Source organism: Streptomyces sp. NPDC051822 (assembly GCF_044452745.1).
In the GTDB taxonomy this organism is placed as follows: Bacteria; Actinomycetota; Actinomycetes; order Streptomycetales; family Streptomycetaceae; genus Streptomyces.
Window position 1 is genome coordinate 202,921 of the sequence record NZ_JBITBZ010000006.1, and the last position, 25,794, is coordinate 228,714.

Sequence of the window (25,794 nt, forward strand, 5' to 3'; positions counted from 1 at the left end):
CGCGGACGGACGCCCCTTTGCATGACCATGCGAGATGATGCATACTCTTCCCATGTCCAAGGTCCTCACCTCCCTGCCCGCCGGCGAGCGCGTCGGCATCGCCTTCTCCGGCGGCCTCGACACCTCCGTCGCGGTCGCATGGATGCGCGACAAGGGCGCCATCCCGTGCACCTACACCGCCGACATCGGCCAGTACGACGAGCCCGACATCGCCTCGGTGCCCGGCCGCGCCAAGACCTACGGCGCCGAGATCGCGCGTCTGGTCGACTGCCGTGCGGCGCTGGTCGAGGAGGGTCTTGCCGCACTCACCTGCGGGGCGTTCCACATCCGTTCCGGCGGCCGCGCCTACTTCAACACCACCCCGCTCGGCCGTGCCGTCACCGGCACCCTCCTCGTCCGGGCGATGCTCGAGGACGACGTCCAGATCTGGGGCGACGGCTCGACCTTCAAGGGCAACGACATCGAGCGGTTCTACCGCTACGGTCTCCTCGCCAACCCGCACCTGCGGATCTACAAGCCCTGGCTGGACGCGGACTTCGTGACCGAGCTGGGCGGCCGCAAGGAGATGTCGGAGTGGCTGCTCGCCCACGAGCTGCCCTACCGCGACAGCACCGAGAAGGCGTACTCCACCGACGCCAACATCTGGGGCGCCACCCACGAGGCCAAGACCCTGGAGCACCTGGACACGGGTGTCGAGACCGTCGAGCCGATCATGGGCGTGCGGTTCTGGGACCCGTCGGTCGAGATCGAGGCCGAGGACGTCACGATCGGCTTCGCGCAGGGCCGGCCGGTGTCGGTCAACGGCAAGGAGTTCGCCTCCGCCGTCGACCTGGTCATGGAGGCGAACGCCATCGGCGGCCGCCACGGCATGGGCATGTCGGACCAGATCGAGAACCGCATCATCGAGGCCAAGAGCCGCGGCATCTACGAGGCGCCCGGCATGGCCCTGCTGCACGCCGCGTACGAGCGTCTGGTCAACGCCATCCACAACGAGGACACCGTCGCCCAGTACCACAACGAGGGACGGCGCCTCGGCCGGCTGATGTACGAGGGCCGGTGGCTGGACCCGCAGGCGCTCATGGTCCGCGAGTCCCTGCAGCGCTGGGTCGGCACCGCCGTCACCGGCGAGGTGACGCTGCGGCTGCGGCGCGGCGAGGACTACTCGATCCTCGACACCACGGGCCCGGCGTTCAGCTACCACCCCGACAAGCTGTCGATGGAGCGCACCGAGGACTCGGCGTTCGGCCCGGTGGACCGGATCGGCCAGCTCACCATGCGCAACCTCGACATCGCCGACTCCCGCGCCAAGCTGGAGCAGTACGCGGGCCTCGGCCTGATCGGCACCGGCAGCCCCTCCATCGGCGCCGCGCAGGCGGCCGCCACCGGCCTGATCGGCACCATGCCGGAGGGCGGCGCGGAGGCCATCGCGTCCCGCGGCGAGGTCTCAGGCGACGAGGAGATGCTCGACCGCGCCGCGATGGAGTTCGGCACGGACTAGTCACCCGTCGGGCGACGAGCTCGACACCCCGGAAGGCCGGCTCGACGCCCCCGCGTCGGGTCGGCCTTTCCGTGTGCCGGGCGGTGGCCGCTTCTGTCACATCCGGGCGGGTCCCCTCGTCAACGCGGTGACGGAACCGACGAGGAGCGAGGCGCCATGCACGACGACACCCTTCTGACCGCCCTGACCGGGCGCTTCGACGCGCACGAGGAACGACTGCGGCAGGTGGCCCTCCGGATGATGGGCTCACGGGCCGAGGCCGAGGAGGTGCTCGCGACGGCGCGGGCGGCGCTCGGCCGGACCGGCGGGGCTGCGGTACGGGCCTGGCTGACGGTCGCGGTGGGGCAGGCGTGCGTACGGGGACTCCAGGAACGAGGACCGCGAGGACCGCGAGGGACGCCGGGCGGTGGGACCCAGGGGGCCTCGGCGGCTCCGGGGGACGGCGGGGCGGCCGGCGTCGACTCCCTGTGGCTCGCACTGATCGTCGTACTCGACGCGCTCGGGGCCGAGGAGCGGCTCGCCTACGTCCTGCACGACGCGTTCGGGCTGCCGCCGTCCGAGACGGCACGGATCACCGGCGGCTCCCCCGAGGAGGTGACGCGGCTCGCCCGGCGGGCCAGGGCGCGCATCCGGGGCGGCGGGGCGGCCCGTTCCGAGGGTGACGCCGAGCGGCAGCGGGCGGTGGCGGAACGGTTCCTGGCGGCCGCACGCGCGCGTGACGCCCGTACGCTCGCCGCCGTACTCGATCCGGACGTGGTCGCCCACTCCGAACGCGGCCCGCTGCACGGCGCTCCGGCCGTCGCCGAGCGGGCGGAGGGCTTCGCGTGGTTCGCCGGCCTCGCCCGGCCCGCGCTCGTCGACGGGGCCGTCGGAGCGGTCGCGTACGCCGCCGGGCGGCCGGTCGCCGCCGTGGCGTTCGCCTTCCGCGGGGACCGCGTCGTCGGCCTCTCCTTCACCACCGGGGAGGACCGGGTGCGCGCGCTCGAACTCGTCTTTCCCGAGGCGGACCGGGTCGACGTGCCGCCGCCTAGTCTGAAGACATGATCATCGACGCGCAGACCCATGTACGAGTCGCCCGCCCCTCGCGGGACCTGGCCGCCGCCGAGCGGTTCTACGTCGACGGGCTCGGGCTCGACGTGCTGTGGCGGAGCACCGAGCGGGCCCCCGGCGAGCACGACCTGCTCATGGTCGGACCGAAGGACGGGGGCTGGCACTTCGAGCTGACCCGCGATCCCGAGCGTCCGCTGGAGCCCACGCCGACCGTCGACGACCTGTTCGTCCTGTACCTGGGGGCGCCCGTCGAGGAGGAGCAGGTGGAGCGGCTGGTCGCGTCCGGCGGGACCCGGGTGGCCGCGCACAACCCCTACTGGGACACCTTCGGCGTCACCGTCGCCGATCCCGATGGATACCGGCTGGTCCTGTGCTCGCGCACCTGGGGATGACGAGCGGGGTCCGGGCGGGCCCGAACGGCCCTGCCCGGACCCCGACAAGGCGTCCTCAGGCCGTACGCACCGCGCGCAGGACCACGAACTTCGCGTCGCTGGCGACGAGGTCGCTGTTGCCGAAGATCCGGCGGAGGGTGACGTGGTAGCCGAGGTGCCGGTTGCCGATGACCCACAGTTCGCCGCCGGGCCGCAGCGCGCGCCGTGCCTCCGCGAACATGCGGCGGGCCGTGCGGTCGGTGGTGGCCTGGTGGCTGTGGAACGGCGGGTTGTTGAGGACCAGGTCCACCGAGCCCTCGGGCAGGTCGCTCAGCCCGTCGCCGACGATGAACTCCGCCTTGCGCCCCTCGCCCACGTGGGTCCGGAAGTTCTCCTCGGCCGAGGCGACCGCCGGGTACGACTCGTCGGTGAAGACCAGTTCCGCGTCGGGCTCGGAGAGGGCGATGGCGAGGCCGACGACGCCGTTGCCGCAACCGAGGTCGGCGACGCGGGCCGTGCCGAGGTCACCGGGGAGGTTCGCGAGGAAGAAGCGGGTGCCGATGTCGAGGCGGTCGGCGCAGAAGACACCGGCGTGATTGGTGACGGTCAGTCCGGGCAGACCGGGCGCGGGGGTGTCCGCCGGGAGGTCGTACCGGTGCGGCCACGGGTTCGGGCGCGGGGTGATCGACGGATCGGGGGTGGTGTGGATCAGCCGGGCCTTCTTCACCGCGAGCGAGGTGCGGGTGGGCCCGATGATCCGCTCGAAGAGCCGGAGCGTGGAGGTGTGGATCTCCTTCACCATGCCGGTGCCGATGATCACGGTGCCCTCGTGCACGGCGGGTGCGAGCCGGTGCAGCTGGTCCTCCAGGAGCGCGAGGCTCTTGGGGACCCGGACCAGGAGGACGTCGATCCGCTGGGGTGGCGGGTCCTGGGTGGTGAGCAGCCGGACGGCGTCCGGGGCGGCCCCGGCGCGAGCGAGGTTGGCCCTGGTGGCCTGTTCGCCGAGGTAGGAGTCGGTGATCTGGACGAGCTCGCCGGTTCCGGCGGCGTGCAGCGCGGTGACGAGGGCTCCCCAGCGGTCGCCGAGGACGGCGACGGTACCGGACAGGTCGGTTCCGCTCTCGGCCAGGTGGCCCAGGAGGTATTCGTCGGCCGCGTCCCAGGCGCGCAGCTGGTCGCGCGGGTCCTCGGGAAAGCGGGTCAGCGTGAAGGCGCCCCATGACGTGGTCAAACGGTTCATCGTGCCTCCAGGCTAGCCGGTCGCGGCCGCCCGCTCTCCCGTCCCGCGCGGAGGCGGGGTCCTCGGCACGCCCACGGGGGTCCGCCGGTGCGGTGTCAGTGCGGTGTCAGTGCGGCGCCGCGGCGAGCTGGAGGTGCCAGAGGCCGGGGCGGCCGGTGAGGGTGACGGTGGAGAGAGGGCGGACGTCGACGTTCCAGTAGGTGGCCGGCGGTGCCTTCAGGGCGTACACGAGGGCGGCCCGTACGACGGACGGCTCGGCGACGGCGACGATGGCGCCGTCCTCGGCGGGGCGGGTGTCGAGCCAGTTCCCTATCCGGGTGATGAAGGCGAGCAGCGGTTCGCCGCCGTGCGGGGCGGTGCGGGCGTCGGTGAGCCACGCGTCGACGGCGGCCGGTTCGAGGGCGGCGACCTCGGCGAGGGTCAGGCCGCGCCAGCGACCCATGTCGCAGTCGCGCAGTGCGGGCTGGGCGAGGGGGGCGTAACCGAGGGCGGTGCCGGTGGCGCGGCAGCGCGGGGTCGGGGAGCAGTAGCGCAGTTCGGCCGCGCCGAGCGGGATGAGCGCGGGCGCGGCGAGCTGCACGTCGTACCAGCCGGCCTCGTCCAGTGGCCGGTCGTCGTCGAAGCGTTCGGCGAGCAGGGAGGAGCTGCGTGCCGCCGTGACGAGCGTCACCCGAAGACTCATGGGCGCGATCGTGAGGCCGGAGGCGCCGCAGGTCAAGGGGTCATTCCCCGGGGCGGGAGGGGCTCCGGCTCACTGCTGCCCGAGAGCCATCCACTTGTCCGGATTCTGCAGTGGCGTGAAACCGACCTTCTCGTACACCTCGTGCGCGTCGGCGGTGGCGAGCATGATGCGGCGCAGCCCGTACGACGCGAGGTGGTCGCGGACCGCGGTGACGAGCGCGGTGCCGAGGCCGCTGCCACGGGCCGGGCGGTCGACGTAGACGTCACAGAGCCAGGCGAAGGTGGCGTAGTCGGTGACCACGCGCGCGTAGGCGGCCATCTCGCCTGTCTCGCGGTGGTACGCGCCCAGGTTGAGGGATCCCTCGATGGCCGCGTCCTGCTTCTCCCGAGGTCGGCCGAGGGCCCAGTAGGCGTCCGTGGAGAGCCAGTGGTGGACGCGGGCCGCGTCGATCCGGGCGGGGTCGGCTGAGATCTCGTACGTCCCGTGCATGACGGGGCCGCCGGTGGTGGTGCTGTCGCTCATGACCGCAGGCTTCCAGTGGCACCGGGGCTTGTCAGGTGAATTTGCCCCGCCGCCGGACGGCCCGGATCGGGGCGGACCGGGGGCGGGGACGGCCACGGAGGGGCGGGCGGCCCGGACCCCGCGGTCAGGGGGTGAGTTCCTCGACCGCCATCCGCAGCCGGCGCACGCCCTCCACGATCTCCGTGGGACCCGCGACACCCGCGAAACTCAGCCGGATGTGTCCGGCGGGGGGTTCCGCGCAGAAGTACGGCCGGCCCGGGGCCGCGGCGACGCCGGCCCGCAGGGCGGCGGCGACGAAGGCGGCCTCGGGCAGCGTGTCGGGCAGGCGCGGCCAGAGGTGGTAGCCGCCGTAGGGGACGTACGGCAGGGCCAGCGTGGGCAGCTGATGGGCGACCGCCCTGGTCAGGAGGTCCCGGCGGGTCTTGAGTTCCTGGGCGACGGCCCGCAGATGGCGGTGCCAGGCGGGCGATCCGACGAGTTCGAGCGCGGCCTCCTGGAGGGGGCGGGGGACGAAGAAGCTGTCGACGACCTGGATGGCGCGGAGGCGTTCCAGGACGGGGCCGCGGGCGGCGAGGGCGCCGACGCGGAGGCTGGGCGAGGTGGCCTTGGTGAGCGAGCAGACATGGACGACCACCCCGTCGGGGTCGTCCGCGGCGAGCGGGGCGGGGAGCGGCGGGGCGTCCTCGTGGACGAGACGGCGGGCGAAGTCGTCCTCGACGACGAAGGCTCCGGCGGCCCGGGCGATGCGGACGACCTCGCGGCGCCGCTCCGGCGCGAGCACGGCGCCGGTCGGGTTCTGGAAGAGCGGCTGGCAGACGAAGACACGGGCTCCGGTGGCGCGGAACGCGGCCTCGAGGAGCTCGGGGCGCACTCCGTCGGCGTCGACGGGGACGGGCACGGGGCGCAGTCCCGCCGCGCGGGCGACGGCCAGCATGCCCGGGTAGGTGGGCGACTCGACGAGGACGGGGGTGCCGGGCGGGGTGAGGGCGCGCAGGGCGGTGGTGATGGCGGACTGTCCGCCGGCGGTGACGAGGAGGTCGGCCGCGGTGACACTGCCGCCGATCTCGCGGGCGAACCACTCGCGCAGCTCGGGCAGGCCGTCGGTGGGCGGTCTGCTCCAGGCGCCGGGGCGGCGTCCCGCGCGGGCGAGGGCGGCGGCGAGCGCCCGCTCGGGCTGGAGGGAGGCGTGGAGATAGCCGCCGTTGAACTCGACCACTCCCGGTGGTGGCGCGGCGAGGGTGACGAGGACGCCGGAGGCGTCGACGGCCCGGGGGACGAGTTCCGTGGCGGAGTCGGCGCTGAGGGCGAGCTCCTGCCAGGAGGTGTCCCCGGCCACGGGGGTGGCGGTGCGGCGCTCGGCCCGGAACGCGCCGGCGCCGGGCCGGGTGACCACGAGCCCTTCGGCGGCGAGCTGGGCGAGGGCCCGGGTGACGGTCACCGGGGAGACCCGGTAGCGCTCGACGAGCGCACGACTCGACGGCAGCTTTCCACCTGGAGAGTAGCGGTTCAGCTCACTCCGCAAGGAATGCGCCAGTTCTGCGACACTGCTACGCTCGTTCATGACAGCAAAGGATAGCGCTACTGCCTCCAGCACGATAGCGGTCACCGCCTCCGCCGGTAGCACCGATACCGGAACCGCCGCGGGCGCCGACCCCGGAGCGAGTACCGGACCCGGCGCGAGCATCGGCCCCGGCGCGAACAGCGCCGCCGCCCGGACCGCCACCGATCCCCTCCCCCGCGGCACCCTGCTCGCCGGTCTCGGCGTGGTCGCGTTCTCGCTGACCTTCCCGTCGACCGTCTGGGGCCTGGAGAGCTTCGGCCCCTGGTCGCTCGTCGCCGTGCGCTCCACCCTCGCCGCCCTCATCGCGGGGGCGTTCCTGCTCGTCGGCCGGGTTCCGCTGCCGGAGCGGCGCCACTGGGCGGGCCTCGCCGTCGTCGCCGGCGGCGTCGTCATCGGCTTCCCGCTCCTGACGACCCTGGCCCTGCAGACCTCCACCACCTCGCACGCCGCCGTCGTGGTGGGCCTGCTGCCGCTCACCACGGCGGCCTTCGCCGCGGTGCGGACCGGACGGCGCCCCTCCCGCACGTTCTGGTTCGCCGCCGTGTCGGGCGCGGTCGTGGTGATCGCCTTCACGCTCCAGCAGAGCGGCGGGGCCGTCTCCCAGGGCGACCTGTACCTCTTCGGCGCGCTCCTGGTCTGCGCGGCGGGCTACACCGAGGGCGGTCGCCTCGCGCGGCTCATGCCCGGCTGGCAGGTCATCGGCTGGGCCCTCGTCCTGTGCCTGCCGCTGATGGCCGTCGGCTCCGCCGTGGCGCTGTCCACGGAGCCGGTCCACCTGACCGCCCACGGCGTGATCGGCCTGGTCTGGGTGGCCGCCGGTTCCACCTTCTTCGGCCTGTACGTCTGGTACCGGGGCATGGCCGCGATCGGCATCCCCAAGGCGAGCCAGCTGCAGCTGGCGCAGCCGCTCCTCACCCTGGTCTGGGCGGTGTTCCTGCTCGACGAGAGCCTGCCGCTCGCCGCCCCGCTCGCGGCGGTGGCCGTCCTGGTCTGCATCGCGGTCACCCAGCGGGCGAAGAGCTGACGCGACGGATCGGGGTGACCCGGGTCACAATGGCAGGCGTAGGGTCCGAAGCAGGACAAGCCGGTAGGACAGGCCCGGTCGCGAGGAGGCCCCGATGCAGGCGAGCGTGGGCGACAAACTGCTGGTGCACGGCCGGACCGTCGGTCATCACGACCGCACGGCGGAGGTGCTCCAGGTCCTGGGGGAGAACGGCACTCCCCCGTACCGCGTGAAGTTCGACGACGACGGTCACGAGGCCCTGATGTCGCCGGGCCCCGACACCGTCGTACGCCCTCACCCGGAGGCGGGGGCCCGCTGAGACCTCTCCTCCGGGGGACGGACCCTGGTCGGGTAGTGGTCGGCCACCACGGCGGCCATCGCCCCGATCCGGTCCGTGGCGACCTCCGTCGCGGCGAAGAAGCAGTGGCCACCGACCGCCGGGTAGCGGGCGGCGAGTTCCAGGTGGCGTGACAGCTCCCGCGGATCCTGCCAGGCCGCGGGCTGGGCGGGGTCGCCGGCCTTGTAGAGCGCCTCGCCGAGGTAGAGGCCGACGCCGGTCCCCCGGACCACCGCGTCCCACCAGGGCAGCAGCTTGGCGTAGTCGACGGCGGGCAGGCCGATGTTCCAGTACAGCTGGGGCACCACGTAATCGATCCAGCCCTCCCGGATCCACTTCCGGACGTCGGCGTACAGGTCGTCGTAGGTCTGGACACCCGCGTCGGTGTCCGAGCCCTCCCGATCGGTGGCTCTGTTCCGCCAGACACCGAAGGGACTCACGCCGAAGGCCACATCCCCCTTCACGTCCTTGATCCGGGCGGACATCTCGGAGACGAGCAGATCGGTGTTGTGCCGCCGCCAGGCCGCCCTGTCGGGAAAGTCACCGCCGTACCGCGCGTAGGTGTCGTCGTCGGCGAAGACCTCCCCTGCCACCGGGTAGGGGTAGAAGTAGTCGTCCCAGTGCACGGCGTCGATGTCGTAGCGACGCAGCGCGTCCAGCATCGCGTCCTGGACGAAGCGGCGGACCTCGGGCAGCCCCGGGTCGTAGTAGAGCTTCCCGCCGTAGGGCAGCACCCACTCCGGGTGCACCCGGGCCGGATGGTCGGCGACGAGCCGGCCCGGGTCCGTGTGATTCGCCACTCGGTACGGGTTGAACCAGGCGTGCAGTTCGAGGCCCCGCGCATGGGCCTGCTCGACGGCCGTGCCGAGCGGGTCCCAGCCGGGGTCGCGGCCCTGCGTCCCGGTGAGGCACTGCGCCCACGGCTCGTACGGCGAGGGCCAGAGCGCGTCGGCGGTGGGCCGGACCTGGAGGACCACCGCGTTGAGCCGGCGCTCGACCGCCCTGTCCAGGTGGGCCAGGAGCTCGGCCCGCTGCTCTTCGGCGGTCAGCCCCGCGCGGGAGGGCCAGTCGCGGTTGAGGACCGTGGCGATCCACATGCCGCGGAACTCCTGGCGCCGATGCGGTCCCGCCCGTACCGGGGTCTCGTCCCGGGCTGACGCCGGACCTGTCGTTCCCGTCACGGCGAGCGCCGCCCCGGTGGCTCCGGCCACGAACCCTCTTCTGCCGATAGGCCGCACTTGTACCCCTCCTCTGTCGGATACGTCACACCCACCCGGACAGCATGCCCGCCCCGGACGATCGATCATCGGTTAATGAGCGGTAACGTCGTGGGGGTCGAGGCGGACGCACCGGAATCACACGGGGCCCGCCGCAGAGAAGAGCGAAAGGCACGAGGTGACGGACTCCATGGCCGACATTGAGCGCGTCGGAGTGGTGGGCTGCGGCCAGATGGGCGCGGGCATCGCAGAGGTGTGTGCCCGGAGCGGCCTTGAGGTGAAGGTCGCCGAGACCACCGGCGAGGCGCTGGAGATCGGCCGCACACGGCTCTACAACTCGCTGGCGAAGGCCGCCGAACGCGGCAAGATCAGCGAGGAGGAGCGGGACGCCACGCTCGCTCGCCTCAGCTTCACCACCGACCTGGGCGAGTTCGCCGACCGCGACCTCGTCATCGAGGCGGTCGTGGAGAACGAACAGGTCAAGACCGAGATCTTCCAGGTGCTCGACCAGGTCATGACCCGGCGCGACGCGATCCTGGCCTCGAACACCTCGTCCATCCCGCTGGTCAAGCTGGCCGTGGCGACCTCCCGCCCCGACCAGGTCATCGGCATCCACTTCTTCAACCCGGCCCCGGTGCAGAAGCTCGTCGAGCTGATCCCGGCCCTCACCACCTCCGAGGGCACCATCAGCCGGGCCCAGGCCTTCGCGGAGAAGACGCTCGGCAAGCACGCGATCCGCGCGCAGGACCGGTCCGGCTTCGTGGTCAACGCGCTGCTCGTGCCGTACCTGCTCTCGGCGATCCGGATGTTCGAGTCGGGCATCGCGAGCCGCGACGACATCGACAACGGCATGGAGTTCGGCTGCGCCCACCCGATGGGCCCGCTGAAGCTGTCCGACCTGATCGGTCTGGACACCATCGCCTCGATCGCGGACTCGATGTACGCGGAGTTCAAGGAGCCGCTGTACGCCGCTCCGCCGCTGCTGCAGCGCATGGTGGACGCCGGCCGGCTCGGCCGGAAGACGGGCTGGGGCTTCTACCCGTACGCCTGATCCGCCGCACCACCCCCGATCACCGGACGGCCCGTTCTCTCGCACAGGTACGGGCCGTCCGGCGTTTTCACGCCAGGTGGTCAGCCGAGGCGCAGATGGCGGAGCATCAGAAGCCCGGCGGCCATGTTGGCGGCCGGGATCTCGCCCCGGGCGATCATGTCCGGGATCTCCTTCAGCGGGATCCAGGCCCGCCGCGAGGACTCGAAGGCGTCCTCGGGCGGTCCCGTGTACGTGGCCTGCTCCGCCCAGTAGAGGTGGTGCCGGGCGTCGGTGAGGCCGTTGGACGGTTCGACGGTGAGGAGATGGCGCAGCGGCCCCGGCCGCCAGCCGGTCTCCTCCTCCATCTCCCGGGCGGCGGCGGAAGCGATCTCCTCGCCGTCCTCGACGACACCGGCGGCCAGTTCCCAGCCCCAGCTGTCGGTGATGAAGCGATGGCGCCAGAGCATCAGGACTTCGTCGGCGTCGTTGACGGCGGTCGCGACGGCGACCGGACGGAGCCGGATCAGATAGTGGTCGAGGTGGCGGCCGTCGGGGAGTTCGACGTCCGCGAGGTTCACCCGGAACCAGCGATTCTCATAGACAGAGCGTTCGCTTAGTTTCGTCCACTGCACGTTCTTGCCACCTTCCGACTGGTCGGTGCTTGTTTGGTGGCAATATCGCAGCAGCCCGGCGCTCATAGGGGAACGCGCAGCGCCCCGTCGATGAGAGCCGCCGCGTCCCGGGCCTCCCCTCCGCCGCTCGCCATGAGATGTTCCCGCACCTGCCGCAGCCGGTCCCGCAGCCGCCGCGACTCCATCCCCCGCGCCCGCTCGGTCATCTCCACCGCCGTACGCGCCGCCCCGTCGGCCGCCCCCTGCCGCAGCTCGATCTGGCACAGCATGGCGAGCCGGTGCACCCGCCCCCGGTCGTGCGAGGGCGTCCCCACCGCCATCGACGCGTGCTCGTGCGCCGCCGCGAGATCACCCAGACTGAGGAGCGCCTCGGCGACCTGGACGTTGACGAGTCCCGGCTGCACATAGCCCGTCTCGGCCGGTTCCTCCCCCGGGCTGATCCGCTCCGCCGCCGTCTCCGCCCGCCGGATGCACGCCAACGCGGCCGCCCCGTCCCCCAGACGCGCGTACGCCTTCGCCTGCATCGCCGTCAGATCCGCCGCGAGCGCCGGGGTGATCTGCCGCCCCGCGGCCCGCAGCGCCGCCTCCGCGAACGCCACCGCCTGCCGGTACTCCCCCATGAACAGCGACTGGTTGACGAGCAGCGCGATCACATAGGCGCCGAGCCCCCGGTCACCGCTCGCCTTCGCCAGCCGCAGTGCCTGGTGGAAGTAGCGCTGGGCGAGACCGTGCGCGTCCGCGTCGTACGCGCAGATGCCGGCCACCGCCACGAGTCCGCCGGTGGCCCGGTGCAGCCTCCGGCCGAGGGCGTCGCTGTACGAGCCCCGCAGCAGCGGCGCGGTCTCCGTGGTGAGGAAGCCGACGATCCGGGCCCTGGTCGCGATGCCCCCGGCCTTGCGGTACATCTGCTCGTAGTGGGACCGGGCGGCGCCCAGCACGGCGATGTCCGCGGCCGAGACCGACGCCCGTCCCTTACGGGAGACGTCCCCGTCCTCGGGCGGGTTCTCCCACTCCCACACGGGCATCACCGCGGGAGTGCCGGTCACGGCCGGCGCACCGACTATGTGCGGCCGCTGCTGTTCGTCGGAACGCCACAGGGCGGGCGCCCGCTCCACGAACCCCGACAGGGGCGAACCGGCCGCGGGAAGCGGCCCGCCCGGCACCCCGAAGCCGATGTCGTCCAGGGTCACCTGCCGGCGCAGCCTCGCGGCGAGCACCTCGCAGATCAGGTCCGGCACCTGGCCGCGCGGCCGCTGCCCCTTCAACCACCGTGCCACGGCGGTGTGTTCGTAACGCAGGGCGAGGCCCCTGGCCCGGCCGGCCCGGTTCACATGGGCGGCGAGGCCTGCGTGGGAGACGCTCGCTTCGTCGAGCAGGGCGTCGAGCAAGGTGTTGGGCTGCATGGCCGCTCCGGTCACTCCGGTCGCTCCGGTCGCTCGGTGAACTCAGCGTAGCGGTGGCTGATTTCGTACGGACCGAACCACTGCGGAGGGCCCCCTTCGGGTCAACTCCGACCGGACGATTTCGCACGGGGTGTGAACGAAGTACTCGTTCTTCCGGTCCGCGCGCTCTGCCGCACTCGTCCCCGCACCGGTTGACTGTGCTTCTCGCCGCAAGGCGACGACCGGGCCGCCGGCTCCCCCCTCAACAGTGCGGCCGCCCGGTCCGCGTCGCCCGCCCCGCTGATCTGCCCGACACTCCGTGGCGGGGCGGGCGACGCCGACCCGCCCCCTCCCCTCAGCAGTGGGAGGAGGGGGCGGGCCGGGAACGGCGCAGCCCGGGTTCGGCGGGCTGCGCCGGCACCCGGACCCGGTCGTTGCGTACGGCGAGCAGCGCGACGTCGTCGGTGAGCCGGCCGCCCGTGTGGTGCAGGAGGGCCGCGTGGACGCGGCGGACGAGCGCGGCGGGCACCTCACCTGACATCCCGGCCAGCGCGGTGTCGAGCGCGAAGAACCGGCCCCGGTGGTCACGGGCCTCCTCGGCGCCGTCCGTGTGGAGGACCAGCGTCTCCCCCGGCAGCGGTCCGGCCACCGTGTGCGGGACGAGCACGGCGGGCAGCGGCAGGACCCCGAGCGGGGGAAGCGGGTCGCCGACCGGAAGCCGCTCCACCGTCCGCCCGAGGAGGTACGGGCCCGGGTGGCCGCAGTTGAACACCGAGAGCCGCCCGTCGGGCCCGAGCTCCAGGAGCAGCAGGGTCACGAACTCCTCCGCGGCCGGATGCTCGGGATCCGTCCCGCTCCGCGCCGGGTGCTCGTCCCGCGCCCGCTCCCGCAGATGCCGCTCCAGGGCACGCTCCAGACGCCGCAGCACCCCGCCGAGTTCGGGCTCGTCATGGGCGGCCTCGCGGAAGCTGCCGAGCACCGCCACCACCGCGCCGAGCGCGGCGAGCCCGTGGCCCCGGACGTCTCCGATGACGATCCGCACCCCGTACGCGGTGGCCACCGCCTCGTACAGATCGCCCCCGACGGACGCGCCCCGCGAGGCGGACAACTGCCCCGCGGCAAGGGACAGTCCGTCGAGCCGGGAGGGGGGCGGACGCAGCAGCACCTGCTGGGTGGCGACCGCGACGGCCCGCACCCGGGCCAGCTCGCGCACGAGCCCGCGCCGGAGACCGAGGACCATGCCGATGCCCACGGTGAGGAAGACGACACTGGTGGCGATCCTCATCGGCAGCCCCGGCTGCCGGGCCAGCGGACAGCCGAACTTCCATGCCACGGCCACCCCACCCCACACGGTGGGAAGAGCGAGCGGGGCCAGCCGGCGGAGCCGGGAGCCATCGGAGACCAACGACCTCATACGGATCATGCACGGCCCTTCCCGAGCCCCGACAGCGCCCGAGGGCCCTGCGGCACACAGGTCCGCCCCTGCGGCCGGGTCGATTCTGTCGAGCCCACGGCCCACCGGGGAACACCGCCCGACGATCTCACCCGAAGGAGTGAGAACCCCCGGCGCGCCGCCCTTCGCCAGGGCTCCGCCATGCGCACGGACGGACGGATCCCGTATGTGCATGCGTCTCTTGGGGCGGGAAACGGCGGAGGGCCGCCCCGGGGAATCCCCGGGGCGGCCCTCCTCGCTCGTACTGGCCGTGCGTCAGGCGCCGCGCAGGACGGCGCCCGTCCGGTCGGCGGCCAGGGCCACGGCCGCGTCGCGGGCGGCGCTGGCCTCGTCGACCGTGAGGGTGCGGTCCGTGGCGCGGAACTTCAGTGCGTACGCCAGGGACTTGGTGCCCTCGTCCAGCTGGTCGCCGGTGTAGACGTCGAACAGGCGGATGGACTCGAGGAGTTCACCCGCGCCCTCGGCGAGAGCGGCCTCGACCTCGGCGGCCGGGACCTCCGTGGCGACGACCAGGGCGACGTCCTGCGTGGCGACCGGGAAGGAGGAGATCCGGGGGGCCTTGAGCGGGCCCTCGTTCGCCTTCTCCAGGAGGTCCAGGTCGATCTCCATCGCGCAGCTGCGGGCCGGAAGACCGAACGCCTTCACCACGCGCGGGTGGAGTTCGCCGGCGTGGCCGACGAGGACCTTCTCGCCGTCCACCTCGACGTGGAACGCGGCGCAGCGGCCCGGGTGCCAGGGGGCGTGCTGGTCGGCGCTGATGATCAGCTCGACCCCGGCCTCCGCGGCCACGGTCCGGCCGGCCTCGACCGCGTCGGCCCAGTCGGCCGGACGGCCCTTGCCCCACCAGCCGGCCTGCTCGCGCGCACCGGCGAGGACGACGGCCGCGCGGCGCGGCTGCGCGGGCAGCGCGGCGTTGACCTGGGCGATCTCCGCGTCCGTGGGACGGCGGTCGACGGGCAGCCGGACGGCGACGCCGGGCTGTCCCTCCGGCCGGAAGACCAGTCCGGTCTCGAAGAGCGCCAGGTCGTGGCTGCCGCGGCTGTCGTTGCGGCGGAGCGCACCGAGCAGGCCGGGGAGCAGCGTCGTACGGAGCGCGGGCTCCTCGTCCGAGAGCGGGTTGACCAGCTTCACAAGGAGGCGGCGGGCGTCGTCCGCGTCGAGGCCGAGGTTGTCGAGGGCCTGCTCCCCGATGAACGGGTAGTTCAGGGCCTCGACGTAGCCGGCGCCGGCGAGCGCGCGGCCCACCCGGCGGTGGACGCGCTGGCGCTCGGTGAGCCCGCGGCCGGCCGGGGGCTTCGGCAGCGTGGAGGGCAGGTTCTCGTAGCCCTCCAGACGGATGACCTCTTCGGCGAGGTCGTTCGGCGCGCCCAGGTCGGGACGCCACGAGGGCACGGTGACGACCAGTTCGTCCTGGCCGTAGACGTCGCAGCCGACCTCCTGGAGACGGCGGACGACGGTCTCGCGGCCGTAGTCGACGCCCGCGATCTTGTCCGGGTGGTTCGCCGGCATGGTGATCGTGCGCGGCGCGGACGGGGCGACGATCTCGGTGACGCCGGCCTCGGCCGTACCGCCCGCGAGCAGCACGAGCAGGTCGACCGTCCGCTGCGCGGCAGCGGCGGCGGCCTGCGGGTCGACACCGCGCTCGAAGCGCTTGGACGCCTCGGAGGACAGCTTGTGGCGGCGGGCCGTGCGGGCGATCGAGATCGCGTCGAAGTGCGCGGCCTCGATGACGACCTCGGAGGTGCCGGTGACGAGACCGGTCTCGGGATCGGTCACCGGGTCGGCGATCTCCGTGTTGGCGCCGCCCATGACGCCCGCGATGCCGATCGGGCCGCGGTTGTCGGTGATGACCAGGTCCGCGGCGTCCAGGACGCGCACGGTGCCGTCGAGGGTGGTGATCTTCTCGCCGGCCTCGGCGCGGCGGACCCCGATGGGGCCGTCGAGCCGGGTGCGGTCGTAGGCGTGCAGCGGCTGGCCGAGCTCCAGCATCACGTAGTTGGTGACGTCGACGGCCAGCGAGATCGGGCGCATGCCGGCCTTCTGGAGGCGGCGCCGCAGCCAGATCGGGGAGCGGGCCTCGGGCGCCAGACCGACGACGGTGCGCGCGGTGAAGCGGTCGCAGCCGATCGGGTCGGTGACCTGGACCGGGTAGCCGTACGAGTTCGGCGCGGGCACGTCGAGGAGCGCCGGGTCGCGCAGCGGCAGGCCGTACGCGATGGCGGTCTCGCGGGCGACACCGCGGATCGAGAGGCAGTAGCCGCGGTCCGGGGTGACGGCGATGTCGAGGACCTCGTCGAACAGCTCCAGGAGGACCGTGGCGTCGGTGCCGATCTCGTGCTCCGGCGGCAGCACGATGATGCCGTGCGTACCGTCGTCGCCCATGCCGAGCTCGTCGCCGGAGCAGATCATGCCCCGGGAGACCCGGCCGTACGTCTTGCGCTCGGCGATCCGGAAGTCACCGGGGAGCACGGCGCCGGGCAGCGCCACGACGACCTTGTCGCCAGCGGCGAAGTTCCGGGCGCCGCAGATGATCTCCTGCGGCTCACCGGTGCCGTTGGCCTGGCCGACGTCGACGGTGCAGAAGCGGATGGGCTTCTTGAACTCCGTCAGCTCCTCGATGGTGAGGACCTTGCCGACCACCAGCGGGCCGGTCAGGCCGGCGCCGAGCTGCTCGACGGTCTCGACCTCGAGGCCTGCCGAAATGAGCTTGGCCTGGACGTCGCGGCCGGTCTCCGTCGCCGGCAGGTCGACGTACTCCCGCAGCCAAGAAAGCGGGACCCGCATCAGATCTCCATCCCGAACGGCCGGGTGAACCGGACGTCACCCTCGACCATGTCTCGCATGTCGTCGACGTTGTGGCGGAACATCAGCATCCGCTCGATGCCGAACCCGAAGGCGAATCCGCTGTACTTCTCGGGGTCCACACCGCAGGCGACGAGCACCTTCGGGTTGACCATGCCGCAGCCGCCGAGCTCGATCCAGCCCTCGCTGCCGCAGGTGCGGCAGGGGCGGTCCGGGTTGCCGATGGACTCGCCGCGGCAGACGTAGCAGAGCATGTCCATCTCTGCGGACGGCTCGGTGAAGGGGAAGAAGTTCGGGCGGAGCCGGGTCTTCATGTCCGGGCCGAAGAGTGCCTGGACCATGTGGTCCAGGGTGCCCTTGAGGTCGGCCATGGTCAGGCCCTCGTCGACGGCGAGCAGCTCGATCTGGTGGAAGACCGGGGTGTGCGTGGCGTCGAGCTCGTCGGTGCGGTAGACGCGGCCGGGGCACACCACGTAGACCGGGGGCTCCCGGTCGATGAGGGTGCGGGCCTGGACCGGCGAGGTGTGCGTGCGGAGTACGACGCCGGACTCGTCGCCCGTCGTTCCCTCGGGGCCCTCGACGAAGAAGGTGTCCTGCATCTGGCGCGCCGGGTGGTCCGGGACGAAGTTCAGGGCGTCGAAGTTGAACCACTCCGCCTCGACCTCGGGGCCCTCGGCGACCTCGTACCCCATGGAGACGAACACGTCGGCGACGCGCTCCATGAGGGTGGTCAGCGGGTGGCGGGCACCGGCCGGGACGCGGTCGTACGGCAGGGTGACGTCGACGGCCTCCTCGACGAGGACGCGGGCGTCTCGCTCGGCCTCCAGCTCGGTCTGGCGGGCGGCGAGCGCCTTCGAGACGGCGCCGCGGGCCTGGCCCACGACCTTTCCGGCGGCGGCCTTGGCCTGCGGAGGCAGGGCGCCGATCTCCCGGTTGGCGAGCGCCAGCGGCGAGGTGCCACCGGTGTGCGCGGTCTTCGCCTGCGCGAGCGCGTCGAGGTCGCCCGCGGCGGCGAAGGCGGCGAGCGCCTCGTCCCGCATGCGCTCGATCTCTTCCGGTTTCAGTGCCTCGACCTCAACCGGGTCGTACGACTTATTGGGTGCGGACATCTCTTCCCGTGCTTCCGTTGGCTGGCTGGGCGGCCCCGCTCGACGTCAAGGGCGCAAACGTGCCAAAGGACGAGTCTAACGGGGTGGGGGGACGCGAATGAGCCCGTGGGCAGGCCGGACGGCTCCTGATCTCTCGTGGTCTCGTCAGGTGAGACGTCAGAGGAGATGGGCCGGGGTGCCGACGGGCAGGATAAATCGGAACTCGGCCCCGCCCCGGGGGCCCCTTCCGACGGTGATGGTTCCGCCGTGGGCCTCGACGACGCCCTTGACGATGTAGAGCCCGAGCCCGGTGCCGCCGCGTTTGCTGCCTCGCCAGAAGCGGGTGAAGACGCGGCTCATCGACTCCTCGGGGATGCCGGGTCCCTCGTCGCTCACGGTGACCTCCGTCCCCTCTTCTCCGTCGTCGCCCGCCCTGGCGGGTGCCACCTCGATGGTGACGGTTCCTTCGCCGTGGCGCACCGCGTTTTCGAGGAGGTTGCCGAGGATCTGGTCGATCTTGTCGGGATCGGCCCAGAGGTCGGGCAGTTCGGGCCTGATCCGTACGAAGAAACGGTCCGGGGACTGGCCGCCCGTGGTGTGCACCTGGATGTGGCGGCCGATGGCGGCGGCGATGTCGACGGGCTGGCGGCGGACTTCGAGCCGGCCGGAGTCGATCCTGGAGATGTCGAGGAGTTCGGCGATGAGCCGCTTGATGCGGCCCGCGTCGGCGTCGACGGTCTCCAGCATCAGCCGCTTCTGCTCGTCGTTGAACCGCTCCCACTTGCCGAGCAGGGTGGCGGTGAAGCCCTTGACGGAGGTGAGCGGGGAGCGCAGTTCGTGGGCGACGGTGGCGATGAGCTCGGCGTGGCTGCGCTCGGTGCGGCGGCGCGCCTCGGTGCCGCGCAGCGAGACGACGACCCGGCGGACCGGTCCCGTGGGGCGCTCGCGGACGTACGTGGCGGAGACGAGGACCTCGCGTCCGCCGGGCAGCAGCAGGTTGCGCTCGGGCTGGCCGCGGCGGATGGCGAGGCCGCCGTACGGGTCGGTCAGGGTCCACCAGCGGCGGCCCTTGAGGTCTTCGAGGGGCAGCGCCTGGTCGAGGGGGAGGCCGAGGGCGCGGTCGCCGGGGACGGCGGTGATGCGGCCGGCGGCGGCGTTGAAGCAGATGACGCGGCCGGTCTCGTCGGCGACGACGAGACCGTCGGGCAGGTCGTCGGGGTGGAGTCCCCCGAACCCGGCGTCCTCGCCGGGACCGGTGCTCCCGGCGGGGCCGGGTGCGGCCTCCGCGCGCGGGTCCTCGGGCTCCGGGGCGCACGGCGGAGCGGTGCTCCGTGCCTGTGCGGGACTGTCCGTGCCGACCGTCATCCCCGTACCCCACCCCTCCGTGTAGCGCAGTGGGCCCCCGAGTGCGTCACTCTACTGGGCGGGGCGGACGGAGGGGGCCTTCAGGCGGAGGTTCGGGGGCGCTGGGCGCGGGCGGAGGCGTACAGGCAGACCGCGGCGGCGGTGGCGAGGTTGAGGCTCTCGGCCTTGCCGTGGATCGGGACGCGGACGACGGCGTCGGCGAGGGCCCGGGTCTCCTCGGGAAGCCCCCAGGCCTCGTTGCCGAAGATCCAGGCGGTGGGCCCGCCCATGGTGCCGGCGTCCAGCTCGGCGTCGAGGTCGTCCTGGCCGGCCCCGTCGGCGGCGAGGATCCGTACGCCCGCGCTCTTCAGTCCGGCGACCGCCTGCTCGACGGGGACGCCGACGGCGACGGGCAGGTGGAAGAGGGAGCCGACGGAGGCGCGTACGGACTTGGGGTTGTACAGGTCGACGGAGGCGTCGGTGAGGACGACGGCGTCGGCGCCGGCCGCGTCGGCGCAGCGCAGCACGGTGCCGGCGTTCCCGGGGTCGCGTACGTGGGCGAGGACGGCGACCAGCTTGGGCTTGGCCGCGACGATCTGCTCGAACGGCGAGTCGAGGAACCGGCAGACGCCGACGAGCCCCTGCGGGGTCACGGTCTGGGAGACCTCGGCGAGGACGGCGTCGGACGCGTGGTGGACGCGGGCACCGGAGGCGAGGGCGGCCTCGATGATCGGGGCGTAGCGCTCGGCGGCCTCGACGGTGGTGAAGAGCTCGACGAGGGTCGGCTCTCCGGTGGAGCCGCGGTGCTCGACGGCCTCGCGGACGGCCTGCGGGCCCTCGGCGATGAAGAGGCGGTCCTTGCCCCGGAAGTTGCGCTTGGCGAGCCGCCGGGCGGCGACGACACGCGGCGAACGCGGGGAGATCAGCTCGGGGGTGACCATGAGGTGCGGCGGTTCTCTCTATCGAGGGGGACGGCGGCATCGGGGGCCGACGCACCCGGACCCGCAGGCGCACGCGCCTGCGGGTCCGGGCAGAGGTACTGCGGCCTGGAAGATCAGGCAGCGGCCTTCGGGGCGTTGACGTCGGCCGGCAGAGCCTTCTGCGCGACCTCGACCAGCGCGGCGAACGCGTTGGCGTCGTTGACGGCCAGCTCGGCGAGGATCTTGCGGTCCACCTCGATGTTGGCGGCCTTCAGACCCTGGATGAGGCGGTTGTACGTCATGCCGTTCAGGCGGGCAGCGGCGTTGATGCGCTGGATCCACAGCTGACGGAAGTCGCCCTTGCGCTTCTTGCGGTCGTTGTAGTTGTAGACCAGCGAGTGGGTGACCTGCTCCTTGGCCTTGCGGTACAGGCGCGAGCGCTGACCGCGGTAGCCGGAGGCCGCCTCGAGGATCGCCCGGCGCTTCTTGTGGGCGTTGACTGCCCGCTTGACGCGTGCCACTTGTTAACTCCTTGTAGCGGGGTCGTGGTTGGACTCACACGACCCGAAAAACGAATGGGTCCCGGACCTGGCCGGTAGCCCTCGTCGCCGAGGGCGGGTGATCAGATCAGATGCCCAGCATCTTCTTGATCTTGGCCGCGTCGCCCGGGGCCATCTCGGCGTTGCCGGTGAGGCGACGCGTCAGCTTGGACGACTTGTGCTCGAGCAGGTGGCGCTTGCCGGCGCGCTCGCGCATGATCTTGCCGGTGCCGGTGACCTTGAAGCGCTTCTTGGCACCGGAGTGCGTCTTGTTCTTCGGCATCGCGCCGTATCTCCTCGTCAGTGGCGCTCCCCCGGTGTGGGTACCGGACAACCGGGAGCGTCAGTTCTTCGTCTGGTGGGTCCGGGCGGGCCCCAGGGCTGCCTGGGTGGCAGCCCGTCGGGTCACGCCTCGGGGTTCTCGGCCGGAGCCTCGACCTCGGCCTCGGCGACCGGAGCCTCGACCTCGGTCTCGTCGGCCGGGGCCTCGGACGTCTCCTCGGAGGTGACGCCCTGGCGCTCGGCCTTGCGTGCGGCCTGAGCCTCACGCGCCTCGGCCATGGCCTCGGTCTTCTTCTTGTGCGGGCCGAGAACCATGATCATGTTCCGGCCGTCCTGCTTCGGGTTGGACTCGATGAAGCCAAGCTCCTCGACGTCCGACGCCAGCCGCTGCAGCAGCCGGAAACCAAGCTCGGGACGGGACTGCTCACGACCACGGAACATGATCGTGATCTTGACCTTGTCACCCTGCTTGAGGAACCGGACGACGTGACCCTTCTTGGTGTCGTAGTCGTGCGGGTCGATCTTCGGCCGGAGCTTCATCTCCTTGATGACCGTGTGCGCCTGGTTCTTGCGCGCCTCACGGGCCTTCATGGCCGACTCGTACTTGAACTTCCCGTAGTCCATGAGCTTGCACACGGGCGGACGGGCGTTCGCCGCGACCTCGACCAGGTCGAGGTCGTACTCCTGTGCGAGCTCCAGGGCCTTGGCAAGCGGAACAATCCCGACCTGCTCGCCGCTGGGTCCGACAAGTCGCACCTCGGGAACGCGAATCCTGTCGTTGATGCGGGGCTCGGCGCTGATGGATCCTCCTAGGTAGCACCACGCGACCGCCTGGCGGACGGACGCGCAACGTCTGTTTCTGAGACCAACCGAGCCGGCACGTGAAAAACGCCCCGGACGGGACACAGGCGGGGCTCCAGGGGAATACCGGAACACCGCCGCGGTCAACCGCGGGGCGCACATCGGGCGGCTCCATCGTCCGTACGGAACGATGGGCGCCACCTGACCGGTGACCCGCCACCCGCGAGGGTGGTCAGGTGGGAGTTCGGAGCCTCCACTTGTGGGCCGGGCACACACGTGTCCGGCCGGTCGTTACACAAGGTTAGCAGGACCCGGCGGTCTCCGCTAACCGAGGACCGGCATATCGTATGAGGCATGAGCGAGACGCCCCAGAACGAGTCCGCGGACTCCCCCGACGCCCCTGACTTCGACGCCATGACCCGCGACATCGCGGAGGTCCCGGCGGTCGAGGTGATCGTGACGGTCGCCGTCAACCTGATGAGCGCCGCCGCGGTGAAGCTCGGGCTCACCGAGGAGGGCGACAAGTACAAGGACCTCGACGAGGCGCGCAAGCTGGTGCACGCGCTCGCGGGTCTGCTCGACGCCGGCGCGACGGAGGTCTCCTCCTTCCACGCCGCTCCCCTGCGGGACGGCCTGAAGTCCCTCCAGCTCGCCTTCCGCGAGGCCTCCCTGATCCCGGACGAGCCGGGCCAGGGCCCGGGCGAGAAGTACACGGGGCCGGTGTACGGCTAGGGGTTCGGGGGTACGGGGGTCGCCCCCCGGAGGAGAACAGTCACGGGGCCGGTGTACGGCCAGGACTTCTCTTACTTTCTTACGTAGAAGGGCTCGCCCGGAGGCGTGGCCGAGGCCGGCAGGAGTGCCAGGTCGAGGCCCCGCACCAGGCGGGCCCTCAGTGTTTCGTCGGCGGCCAGGGCACGGGCCACGCGCTGGGCGGCCTCCGCCGGGGCGGCGTCTTCCGCGAGGACCAGGGCGAGGGTGCCGTCGGCGGCGCCGGGGCCCAGGTGGGCGCGGAGCACCGCGGGCTCGGCGGCGACGGCTGCCCGTACCGCTTCCCGTACGGCCGGGTCGTCGAGCGGGTCGGCGCTGGTCCGGCCCTCGGCGAGGGCGAGCAGGGCCGGGCCGGTCAGCTGGTACGGCACGGGGCCGGCGAGGTCCAGGACCACCGTGTCCGCCTTCTCGTGCGCGGCAGCCTGGAGCGCCTGGTGGAGCGGGACCGCCACGGGCCGGGCCTCGGGGTCCCAGAGGGCGAGCGAGGCGATCGAGGTGAAGGCGGGCAGGGCGCGCCGGTCCCCGGCCGTGAGGGTGGGGACCGCCATGTCGCTGGTCTTCTCGCGGCGCAGGCCGTTCTCGTCGGTCTCGACCTCGCCGAGGACGGCGACCACGGGGACGAGGAGCCGGGCCTCCCGCAGCGCGTCGAGGACCGGGCCGTGGGCGGTTCTGTCCTCCGCCCAGGCCGCGAGGGCCGCGGCGAGCCGCGGGTCGGCGGTGCCGTCGTCGTCGGAGAAACCGGGGTCCGGGATGTTCTTGAGCGCCACGCACCGAGCCTAACGGGCGTGACCGGACGCTCTGCCCGCCGGGGCGGCTACGGGTTCCGCCGGGTCCGTCGCAGGGCGACGGCGGTGAGGAGCAGCAGGGCGCCGAGCCCGCCGGCGAGCGGGGCGAGCAGCCCGACGGGACGGCTCTCCTCGGGGGCGGGGAGCGGTCCGGGGCCGAAGTACCGGCCCTTGTAGCCGGAGCTGGTGTTCTTCGGGTCGCCGCCCTTGAGCTTGGCGCCCGCCTCGATCGCGGCGGCCGGGTCGACCGTCCCGTACCCCTTGGCGTCGCTGCGGCCGCCCTTGGGGCGGTTGCGGGCGGTTTCGATGAGCAGCCGCTTGACCTGGGCGGGGGTGAGGTCGGGGTGCGCGGCGCGGACGAGGGCGACGGCCCCGGAGGCGAACGCGGCGGCGGCGCTGGTGCCCCAGCCCTCGTAGTAGCGGCGGTCGGGGTCGGCGATGGCGATGTCGACCCCGGGGGCGCTGACGGTGGCGTACCAGCGGCGGGTGGAGAAGGAGGCGTGGGTGCCGTAGCGGTCGACGGCGGTGACGGCGATGACCCCGGGGTAGGCGGCGGGGTACGAGATGTGGTCGCCCTTCTCGCCGCCGTTGCCGGCGGAGGCGACGACGGAGACGCCCTTCGCGAGGGCGTACTGGACGGCGGCGTCCTCGCCCGCGTCGGGGTGGGCGGACTTGGAGTCGTCGCCCAGGGAGAGGTTGATGACGTCGGCGCCGTGGTCGGCGGCCCAGCGGATGCCTTCCGCGAGGGCGGCGCCGCGGGACTTGCGGGCTTTGTCGCGGGCCTTGTCGGTGCCTTCGAGGATGACCCGTACGGGCAGGATCTTCGCTTCGGGGGCGATGCCGAGGACGCCGTCCCGGCCGTCGTGTCCGTGACCGTGTCCGGCGATGATCCCGGCCATGGCGGTGCCGTGCCGGGCCCAGGCGCGGTCGCCCTCGGCCGCGCCGAAGCCGATGAGGTCGCGTCCCGTGAGGACCGAGCCTTCGAGGTCCGGGTGCCCGGCGTCGACGCCGGTGTCGAGGACGGCGACCGTGACGCCCTCGCCCTTGGTGGTGCGCCAGGCCTCGGTGGTGTGGAGCGCTTCGAGGCCCCACTGGCGGGCGCGGATGGTGTCGGCGTGGGCGGGTGTCGTGGTGGCGGGCAGGACGGAGAAGGCGGTGGCGAGGAGGACCGCCGCGGGGGTACGGAGGCGGGTCACCGGGCGCTCTTCTCCTTCGCCGCCGCGGCGGCGATCGTGCGCAGCAGCCGTTCGATGCGCACCGTGATGCCCTTGGCCTCGTGGCCGAGGCCGGACTGCGCGGCGGCGTCGGTACGGCCCCGGGCCATGGTCCGGTCGGCGGGCTGCGGTTCTTCGACGGCCCGGCCGTCCGCGAAGCCGGAGACGGCGGTGACGACGACGGGGAGATCGGCGGGGGCGTTCAGCCACCAGCTGGCGCGCTGGTCGGCGCCGAACCGGGCGGCGACGGTGCCGGGGCCGGCGAGGGCGGGGGGTACGTCCTGGCCGAGGCGGGTGGTGAGGCCGCCCTGGCCGAGGGTGCGCTGGGCGGTGACGTCGGCGCGGGTGAAGACGAGGCCGACGGTGATGACGCTGCTGGCGGTGGCGTCGGTGTAGGTGGCGCGCAGGACGCGCTCGCAGCCGAGCGGGCGGAGGGCGGCGAGCAGGCCCTTGGCGAGGACGGCGGGCGAGCAGGCGGCGTCCGGGGCGACGACGATCCGGGTCCAGGTGCGTGCGGCCGCGCCGGGGCCCGCCTCTGGGCCCGCGAGGGTGCGGGGGAAGAGGGTGTCGACGGGGGCGTTGTGCCAGAGCTCCATCGCCTCGGTGTAACCGGCGGGTTCGGGGCGCTCCCCGGGCTCGGCGGCGGCCAGCCACACCCCGGCGAGGGCGCCGCCGATGAGCCCGACGCCTAGGACGGCGCAGACGGCGGCGGCGATGTTCCGCCCGGTGCGCCGCTCGCGTACGGGCCGGAGCCGCGTGGTGGTCTCGACGGGCGCCTCGGGCGGGAGGGCGCCGGGAGCGGCGGCGCCGTAGGCGTAGGTGTGGCCGTAGGGCGGGACGGGGGGCCGGACGTGGGGAGGGGCGGCGGGAGCCGGGGCAGCCGCCGGCCGAGGGGGTGTGCTGTGCCCGGGGCGCGGCGGATGAGCAGCCGAGGGAGGAGCGGGCGCCGGGATGGCGGGAGCCGGGGCGGCCGCCGGACGCGGCAGCGGCGCGGGCGCCGAGGTGGACGGTCCCGACGCCGGACGCGGCGTGCCCGTTGGGTTCGTGTCTTCTGTCGACGACGCCTGGCGTGGCGCACCCGTGGGCGCCGAGGGCACCGCACCGGTGGTGGTGCGCGGCGAGACCGGTGCCGTCTCCGTCGGGCGGATCGCCCGGAGGCGGGCGGTGGTCTCCACCGCCGGCGGCTCGGGGGTGGCGGCGGGCGGGAGGAGGGCGTCGGTGATGCGCGAGGCCGTGCCGGGGCGCTGCTCGCCGGTCATCCCCGTTCCCCCCG

The 25,794-nt window shown here is 73.0% G+C and carries 25 protein-coding genes; 7 read left to right on the plus strand and 18 right to left on the minus strand.

Annotated elements, in window-relative coordinates; all coding sequences use genetic code 11:
• Window positions 1-52: 52 nt before the first annotated feature.
• The 3 genes from argG (at window position 53) to ACIA8N_RS20550 (ending at window position 2,940) form a co-directional block, all read left to right on the plus strand.
• Entirely contained in the window at window positions 53-1,498 is a 1,446-nt protein-coding gene (gene argG, locus ACIA8N_RS20540) for an argininosuccinate synthase (protein ID WP_365785007.1), read from the plus strand.
• A gap of 156 nt (window positions 1,499-1,654) precedes the next feature.
• Window positions 1,655-2,542: a sigma factor-like helix-turn-helix DNA-binding protein gene (locus tag ACIA8N_RS20545; RefSeq protein WP_365785005.1), complete on the plus strand. Its 888-nt coding sequence runs from the start codon at window positions 1,655-1,657 to the stop codon at window positions 2,540-2,542.
• On the plus strand, window positions 2,539-2,940 hold the full coding sequence (locus tag ACIA8N_RS20550; RefSeq protein WP_365785003.1) for a VOC family protein: 402 nt from the start codon (window positions 2,539-2,541) through the stop codon (window positions 2,938-2,940). Before ACIA8N_RS20545 ends, ACIA8N_RS20550 begins: the two co-directional genes overlap by 4 nt.
• A 55-nt stretch (window positions 2,941-2,995) precedes the next feature.
• On the opposite strand, the gene ACIA8N_RS20555 is transcribed toward ACIA8N_RS20550, so the two are convergent.
• The 4 genes from ACIA8N_RS20555 to ACIA8N_RS20570 form a co-directional block, all read right to left on the minus strand.
• Window positions 2,996-4,159 (minus strand): methyltransferase, encoded by a 1,164-nt coding sequence (locus ACIA8N_RS20555; protein ID WP_365785001.1) that lies wholly within the window; start codon window positions 4,157-4,159, stop codon window positions 2,996-2,998.
• A 106-nt stretch (window positions 4,160-4,265) separates the two neighbouring features.
• Entirely contained in the window at window positions 4,266-4,841 is a 576-nt protein-coding gene (locus ACIA8N_RS20560; protein ID WP_365785000.1) for a histidine phosphatase family protein, read from the minus strand.
• A gap of 69 nt (window positions 4,842-4,910) precedes the next feature.
• Entirely contained in the window at window positions 4,911-5,363 is a 453-nt protein-coding gene (locus tag ACIA8N_RS20565) for a GNAT family N-acetyltransferase (RefSeq protein WP_365784998.1), read from the minus strand.
• A gap of 124 nt (window positions 5,364-5,487) precedes the next feature.
• Window positions 5,488-6,924 carry a PLP-dependent aminotransferase family protein gene (locus tag ACIA8N_RS20570; protein ID WP_365784996.1) on the minus strand — a complete coding sequence of 479 codons (1,437 nt, stop codon included), beginning with the start codon at window positions 6,922-6,924 and terminating at the stop codon, window positions 5,488-5,490.
• On the opposite strand from ACIA8N_RS20570, the gene ACIA8N_RS20575 reads away from it, so the two are divergent.
• Together ACIA8N_RS20575 and ACIA8N_RS20580 are read left to right on the plus strand one after the other, a co-directional pair.
• Window positions 6,923-7,948: a DMT family transporter gene (locus ACIA8N_RS20575; protein ID WP_365784994.1), complete on the plus strand. Its 1,026-nt coding sequence runs from the start codon at window positions 6,923-6,925 to the stop codon at window positions 7,946-7,948. The genes ACIA8N_RS20570 and ACIA8N_RS20575 overlap by 2 nt on opposite strands.
• A 94-nt stretch (window positions 7,949-8,042) precedes the next feature.
• The gene (locus ACIA8N_RS20580) at window positions 8,043-8,246 is read left to right on the plus strand and encodes a DUF1918 domain-containing protein (protein WP_365784992.1); all 204 of its coding nucleotides are present in this window, start codon (window positions 8,043-8,045) and stop codon (window positions 8,244-8,246) included.
• Here ACIA8N_RS20580 and ACIA8N_RS20585 read toward each other — a convergent pair.
• Window positions 8,222-9,475 carry a family 10 glycosylhydrolase gene (locus ACIA8N_RS20585; RefSeq protein ID WP_365784990.1) on the minus strand — a complete coding sequence of 418 codons (1,254 nt, stop codon included), beginning with the start codon at window positions 9,473-9,475 and terminating at the stop codon, window positions 8,222-8,224. The two genes, ACIA8N_RS20580 and ACIA8N_RS20585, sit on opposite strands and share 25 nt — an antisense overlap.
• Window positions 9,476-9,671: 196 nt before the next feature.
• Here ACIA8N_RS20585 and ACIA8N_RS20590 point away from each other — a divergent pair, with 196 nt between their 5' ends.
• Complete coding sequence (locus ACIA8N_RS20590) at window positions 9,672-10,532, plus strand: 3-hydroxybutyryl-CoA dehydrogenase (RefSeq protein ID WP_365784988.1); 861 nt, start codon at window positions 9,672-9,674, stop codon at window positions 10,530-10,532.
• A gap of 80 nt (window positions 10,533-10,612) precedes the next feature.
• Here the strand turns inward: ACIA8N_RS20590 and ACIA8N_RS20595 are convergent, their stop codons facing one another.
• From ACIA8N_RS20595 to infC, 10 genes are all read right to left on the minus strand, one after another.
• Window positions 10,613-11,143, minus strand: a complete 531-nt coding sequence (locus ACIA8N_RS20595) for an NUDIX hydrolase (RefSeq protein WP_365784986.1) — start codon at window positions 11,141-11,143, stop codon at window positions 10,613-10,615.
• 62 nt (window positions 11,144-11,205) lie between these two features.
• Entirely contained in the window at window positions 11,206-12,546 is a 1,341-nt protein-coding gene (locus ACIA8N_RS20600; RefSeq protein ID WP_365784984.1) for a transcriptional regulator, read from the minus strand.
• A gap of 334 nt (window positions 12,547-12,880) precedes the next feature.
• A complete protein-coding gene (locus ACIA8N_RS20605) occupies window positions 12,881-13,948 on the minus strand; it encodes a PP2C family protein-serine/threonine phosphatase (RefSeq protein ID WP_365787796.1) in 1,068 nt (355 codons plus the stop codon).
• 285 nt (window positions 13,949-14,233) lie between these two features.
• Window positions 14,234-16,762, minus strand: coding sequence for a phenylalanine--tRNA ligase subunit beta (gene pheT, locus ACIA8N_RS20610; RefSeq protein ID WP_365787794.1), 2,529 nt, complete (start codon window positions 16,760-16,762; stop codon window positions 14,234-14,236).
• The gene (pheS, locus tag ACIA8N_RS20615) at window positions 16,762-17,889 is read right to left on the minus strand and encodes a phenylalanine--tRNA ligase subunit alpha (RefSeq protein WP_030551732.1); all 1,128 of its coding nucleotides are present in this window, start codon (window positions 17,887-17,889) and stop codon (window positions 16,762-16,764) included. Before pheS ends, pheT begins: the two co-directional genes overlap by 1 nt.
• Window positions 17,890-18,045: 156 nt before the next feature.
• Entirely contained in the window at window positions 18,046-19,233 is a 1,188-nt protein-coding gene (locus ACIA8N_RS20620) for an ATP-binding protein (RefSeq protein WP_365787792.1), read from the minus strand.
• Between the two features lie 80 nt (window positions 19,234-19,313).
• The gene (locus tag ACIA8N_RS20625) at window positions 19,314-20,153 is read right to left on the minus strand and encodes an RNA methyltransferase (RefSeq protein ID WP_365787790.1); all 840 of its coding nucleotides are present in this window, start codon (window positions 20,151-20,153) and stop codon (window positions 19,314-19,316) included.
• Between the two features lie 113 nt (window positions 20,154-20,266).
• Entirely contained in the window at window positions 20,267-20,653 is a 387-nt protein-coding gene (gene rplT, locus ACIA8N_RS20630) for a 50S ribosomal protein L20 (protein ID WP_015032398.1), read from the minus strand.
• Between the two features lie 106 nt (window positions 20,654-20,759).
• Entirely contained in the window at window positions 20,760-20,954 is a 195-nt protein-coding gene (gene rpmI, locus ACIA8N_RS20635) for a 50S ribosomal protein L35 (protein ID WP_024760685.1), read from the minus strand.
• A gap of 122 nt (window positions 20,955-21,076) precedes the next feature.
• Window positions 21,077-21,754 (minus strand): translation initiation factor IF-3, encoded by a 678-nt coding sequence (infC, locus tag ACIA8N_RS20640; RefSeq protein ID WP_078623348.1) that lies wholly within the window; start codon window positions 21,752-21,754, stop codon window positions 21,077-21,079.
• A 354-nt stretch (window positions 21,755-22,108) separates the two neighbouring features.
• Between infC and ACIA8N_RS20645 the strand changes: the two genes are divergently transcribed.
• A complete protein-coding gene (locus ACIA8N_RS20645; RefSeq protein ID WP_365787788.1) occupies window positions 22,109-22,486 on the plus strand; it encodes a DUF1844 domain-containing protein in 378 nt (125 codons plus the stop codon).
• 71 nt (window positions 22,487-22,557) lie between these two features.
• On the opposite strand, the gene ACIA8N_RS20650 is transcribed toward ACIA8N_RS20645, so the two are convergent.
• Genes ACIA8N_RS20650 through ACIA8N_RS20660 form a run of 3 tightly spaced genes read right to left on the minus strand, consistent with a single transcriptional unit; the run spans window position 22,558 to window position 25,780 of the window.
• Entirely contained in the window at window positions 22,558-23,289 is a 732-nt protein-coding gene (locus ACIA8N_RS20650) for an SseB family protein (protein ID WP_365787786.1), read from the minus strand.
• Window positions 23,290-23,336: 47 nt separating this feature from the next.
• The gene (gene mycP / locus ACIA8N_RS20655; RefSeq protein ID WP_365787784.1) at window positions 23,337-24,503 is read right to left on the minus strand and encodes a type VII secretion-associated serine protease mycosin; all 1,167 of its coding nucleotides are present in this window, start codon (window positions 24,501-24,503) and stop codon (window positions 23,337-23,339) included.
• Complete coding sequence (locus ACIA8N_RS20660) at window positions 24,500-25,780, minus strand: hypothetical protein (protein ID WP_365787782.1); 1,281 nt, start codon at window positions 25,778-25,780, stop codon at window positions 24,500-24,502. Before ACIA8N_RS20660 ends, mycP begins: the two co-directional genes overlap by 4 nt.
• Window positions 25,781-25,794: the final 14 nt, after the last annotated feature.

Excerpts from the sequence above, each read along its gene's own strand:
- argG (WP_365785007.1), top strand. The coding sequence starts at position 53 with ATGTCCAAGGTCCTCACCTCCCTGCCCGCCGGCGAGCGCGTCGGCATC.
- ACIA8N_RS20545 (WP_365785005.1), top strand. The coding sequence starts at position 1,655 with ATGCACGACGACACCCTTCTGACCGCCCTGACCGGGCGCTTCGACGCG.
- ACIA8N_RS20550 (WP_365785003.1), top strand. The coding sequence starts at position 2,539 with ATGATCATCGACGCGCAGACCCATGTACGAGTCGCCCGCCCCTCGCGG.
- ACIA8N_RS20555 (WP_365785001.1), bottom strand. The coding sequence starts at position 4,159 with ATGAACCGTTTGACCACGTCATGGGGCGCCTTCACGCTGACCCGCTTT.
- ACIA8N_RS20560 (WP_365785000.1), bottom strand. The coding sequence starts at position 4,841 with ATGAGTCTTCGGGTGACGCTCGTCACGGCGGCACGCAGCTCCTCCCTG.
- ACIA8N_RS20565 (WP_365784998.1), bottom strand. The coding sequence starts at position 5,363 with ATGAGCGACAGCACCACCACCGGCGGCCCCGTCATGCACGGGACGTAC.
- ACIA8N_RS20575 (WP_365784994.1), top strand. The coding sequence starts at position 6,923 with ATGACAGCAAAGGATAGCGCTACTGCCTCCAGCACGATAGCGGTCACC.
- ACIA8N_RS20570 (WP_365784996.1), bottom strand. The coding sequence starts at position 6,924 with ATGAACGAGCGTAGCAGTGTCGCAGAACTGGCGCATTCCTTGCGGAGT.
- ACIA8N_RS20580 (WP_365784992.1), top strand. The coding sequence starts at position 8,043 with ATGCAGGCGAGCGTGGGCGACAAACTGCTGGTGCACGGCCGGACCGTC.
- ACIA8N_RS20590 (WP_365784988.1), top strand. The coding sequence starts at position 9,672 with ATGGCCGACATTGAGCGCGTCGGAGTGGTGGGCTGCGGCCAGATGGGC.
- ACIA8N_RS20600 (WP_365784984.1), bottom strand. The coding sequence starts at position 12,546 with ATGCAGCCCAACACCTTGCTCGACGCCCTGCTCGACGAAGCGAGCGTC.
- ACIA8N_RS20605 (WP_365787796.1), bottom strand. The coding sequence starts at position 13,948 with ATGATCCGTATGAGGTCGTTGGTCTCCGATGGCTCCCGGCTCCGCCGG.
- pheT (WP_365787794.1), bottom strand. The coding sequence starts at position 16,762 with ATGCGGGTCCCGCTTTCTTGGCTGCGGGAGTACGTCGACCTGCCGGCG.
- pheS (WP_030551732.1), bottom strand. The coding sequence starts at position 17,889 with ATGTCCGCACCCAATAAGTCGTACGACCCGGTTGAGGTCGAGGCACTG.
- ACIA8N_RS20620 (WP_365787792.1), bottom strand. The coding sequence starts at position 19,233 with ATGACGGTCGGCACGGACAGTCCCGCACAGGCACGGAGCACCGCTCCG.
- ACIA8N_RS20625 (WP_365787790.1), bottom strand. The coding sequence starts at position 20,153 with ATGGTCACCCCCGAGCTGATCTCCCCGCGTTCGCCGCGTGTCGTCGCC.
- rpmI (WP_024760685.1), bottom strand. The coding sequence starts at position 20,954 with ATGCCGAAGAACAAGACGCACTCCGGTGCCAAGAAGCGCTTCAAGGTC.
- ACIA8N_RS20645 (WP_365787788.1), top strand. The coding sequence starts at position 22,109 with ATGAGCGAGACGCCCCAGAACGAGTCCGCGGACTCCCCCGACGCCCCT.
- ACIA8N_RS20660 (WP_365787782.1), bottom strand. The coding sequence starts at position 25,780 with ATGACCGGCGAGCAGCGCCCCGGCACGGCCTCGCGCATCACCGACGCC.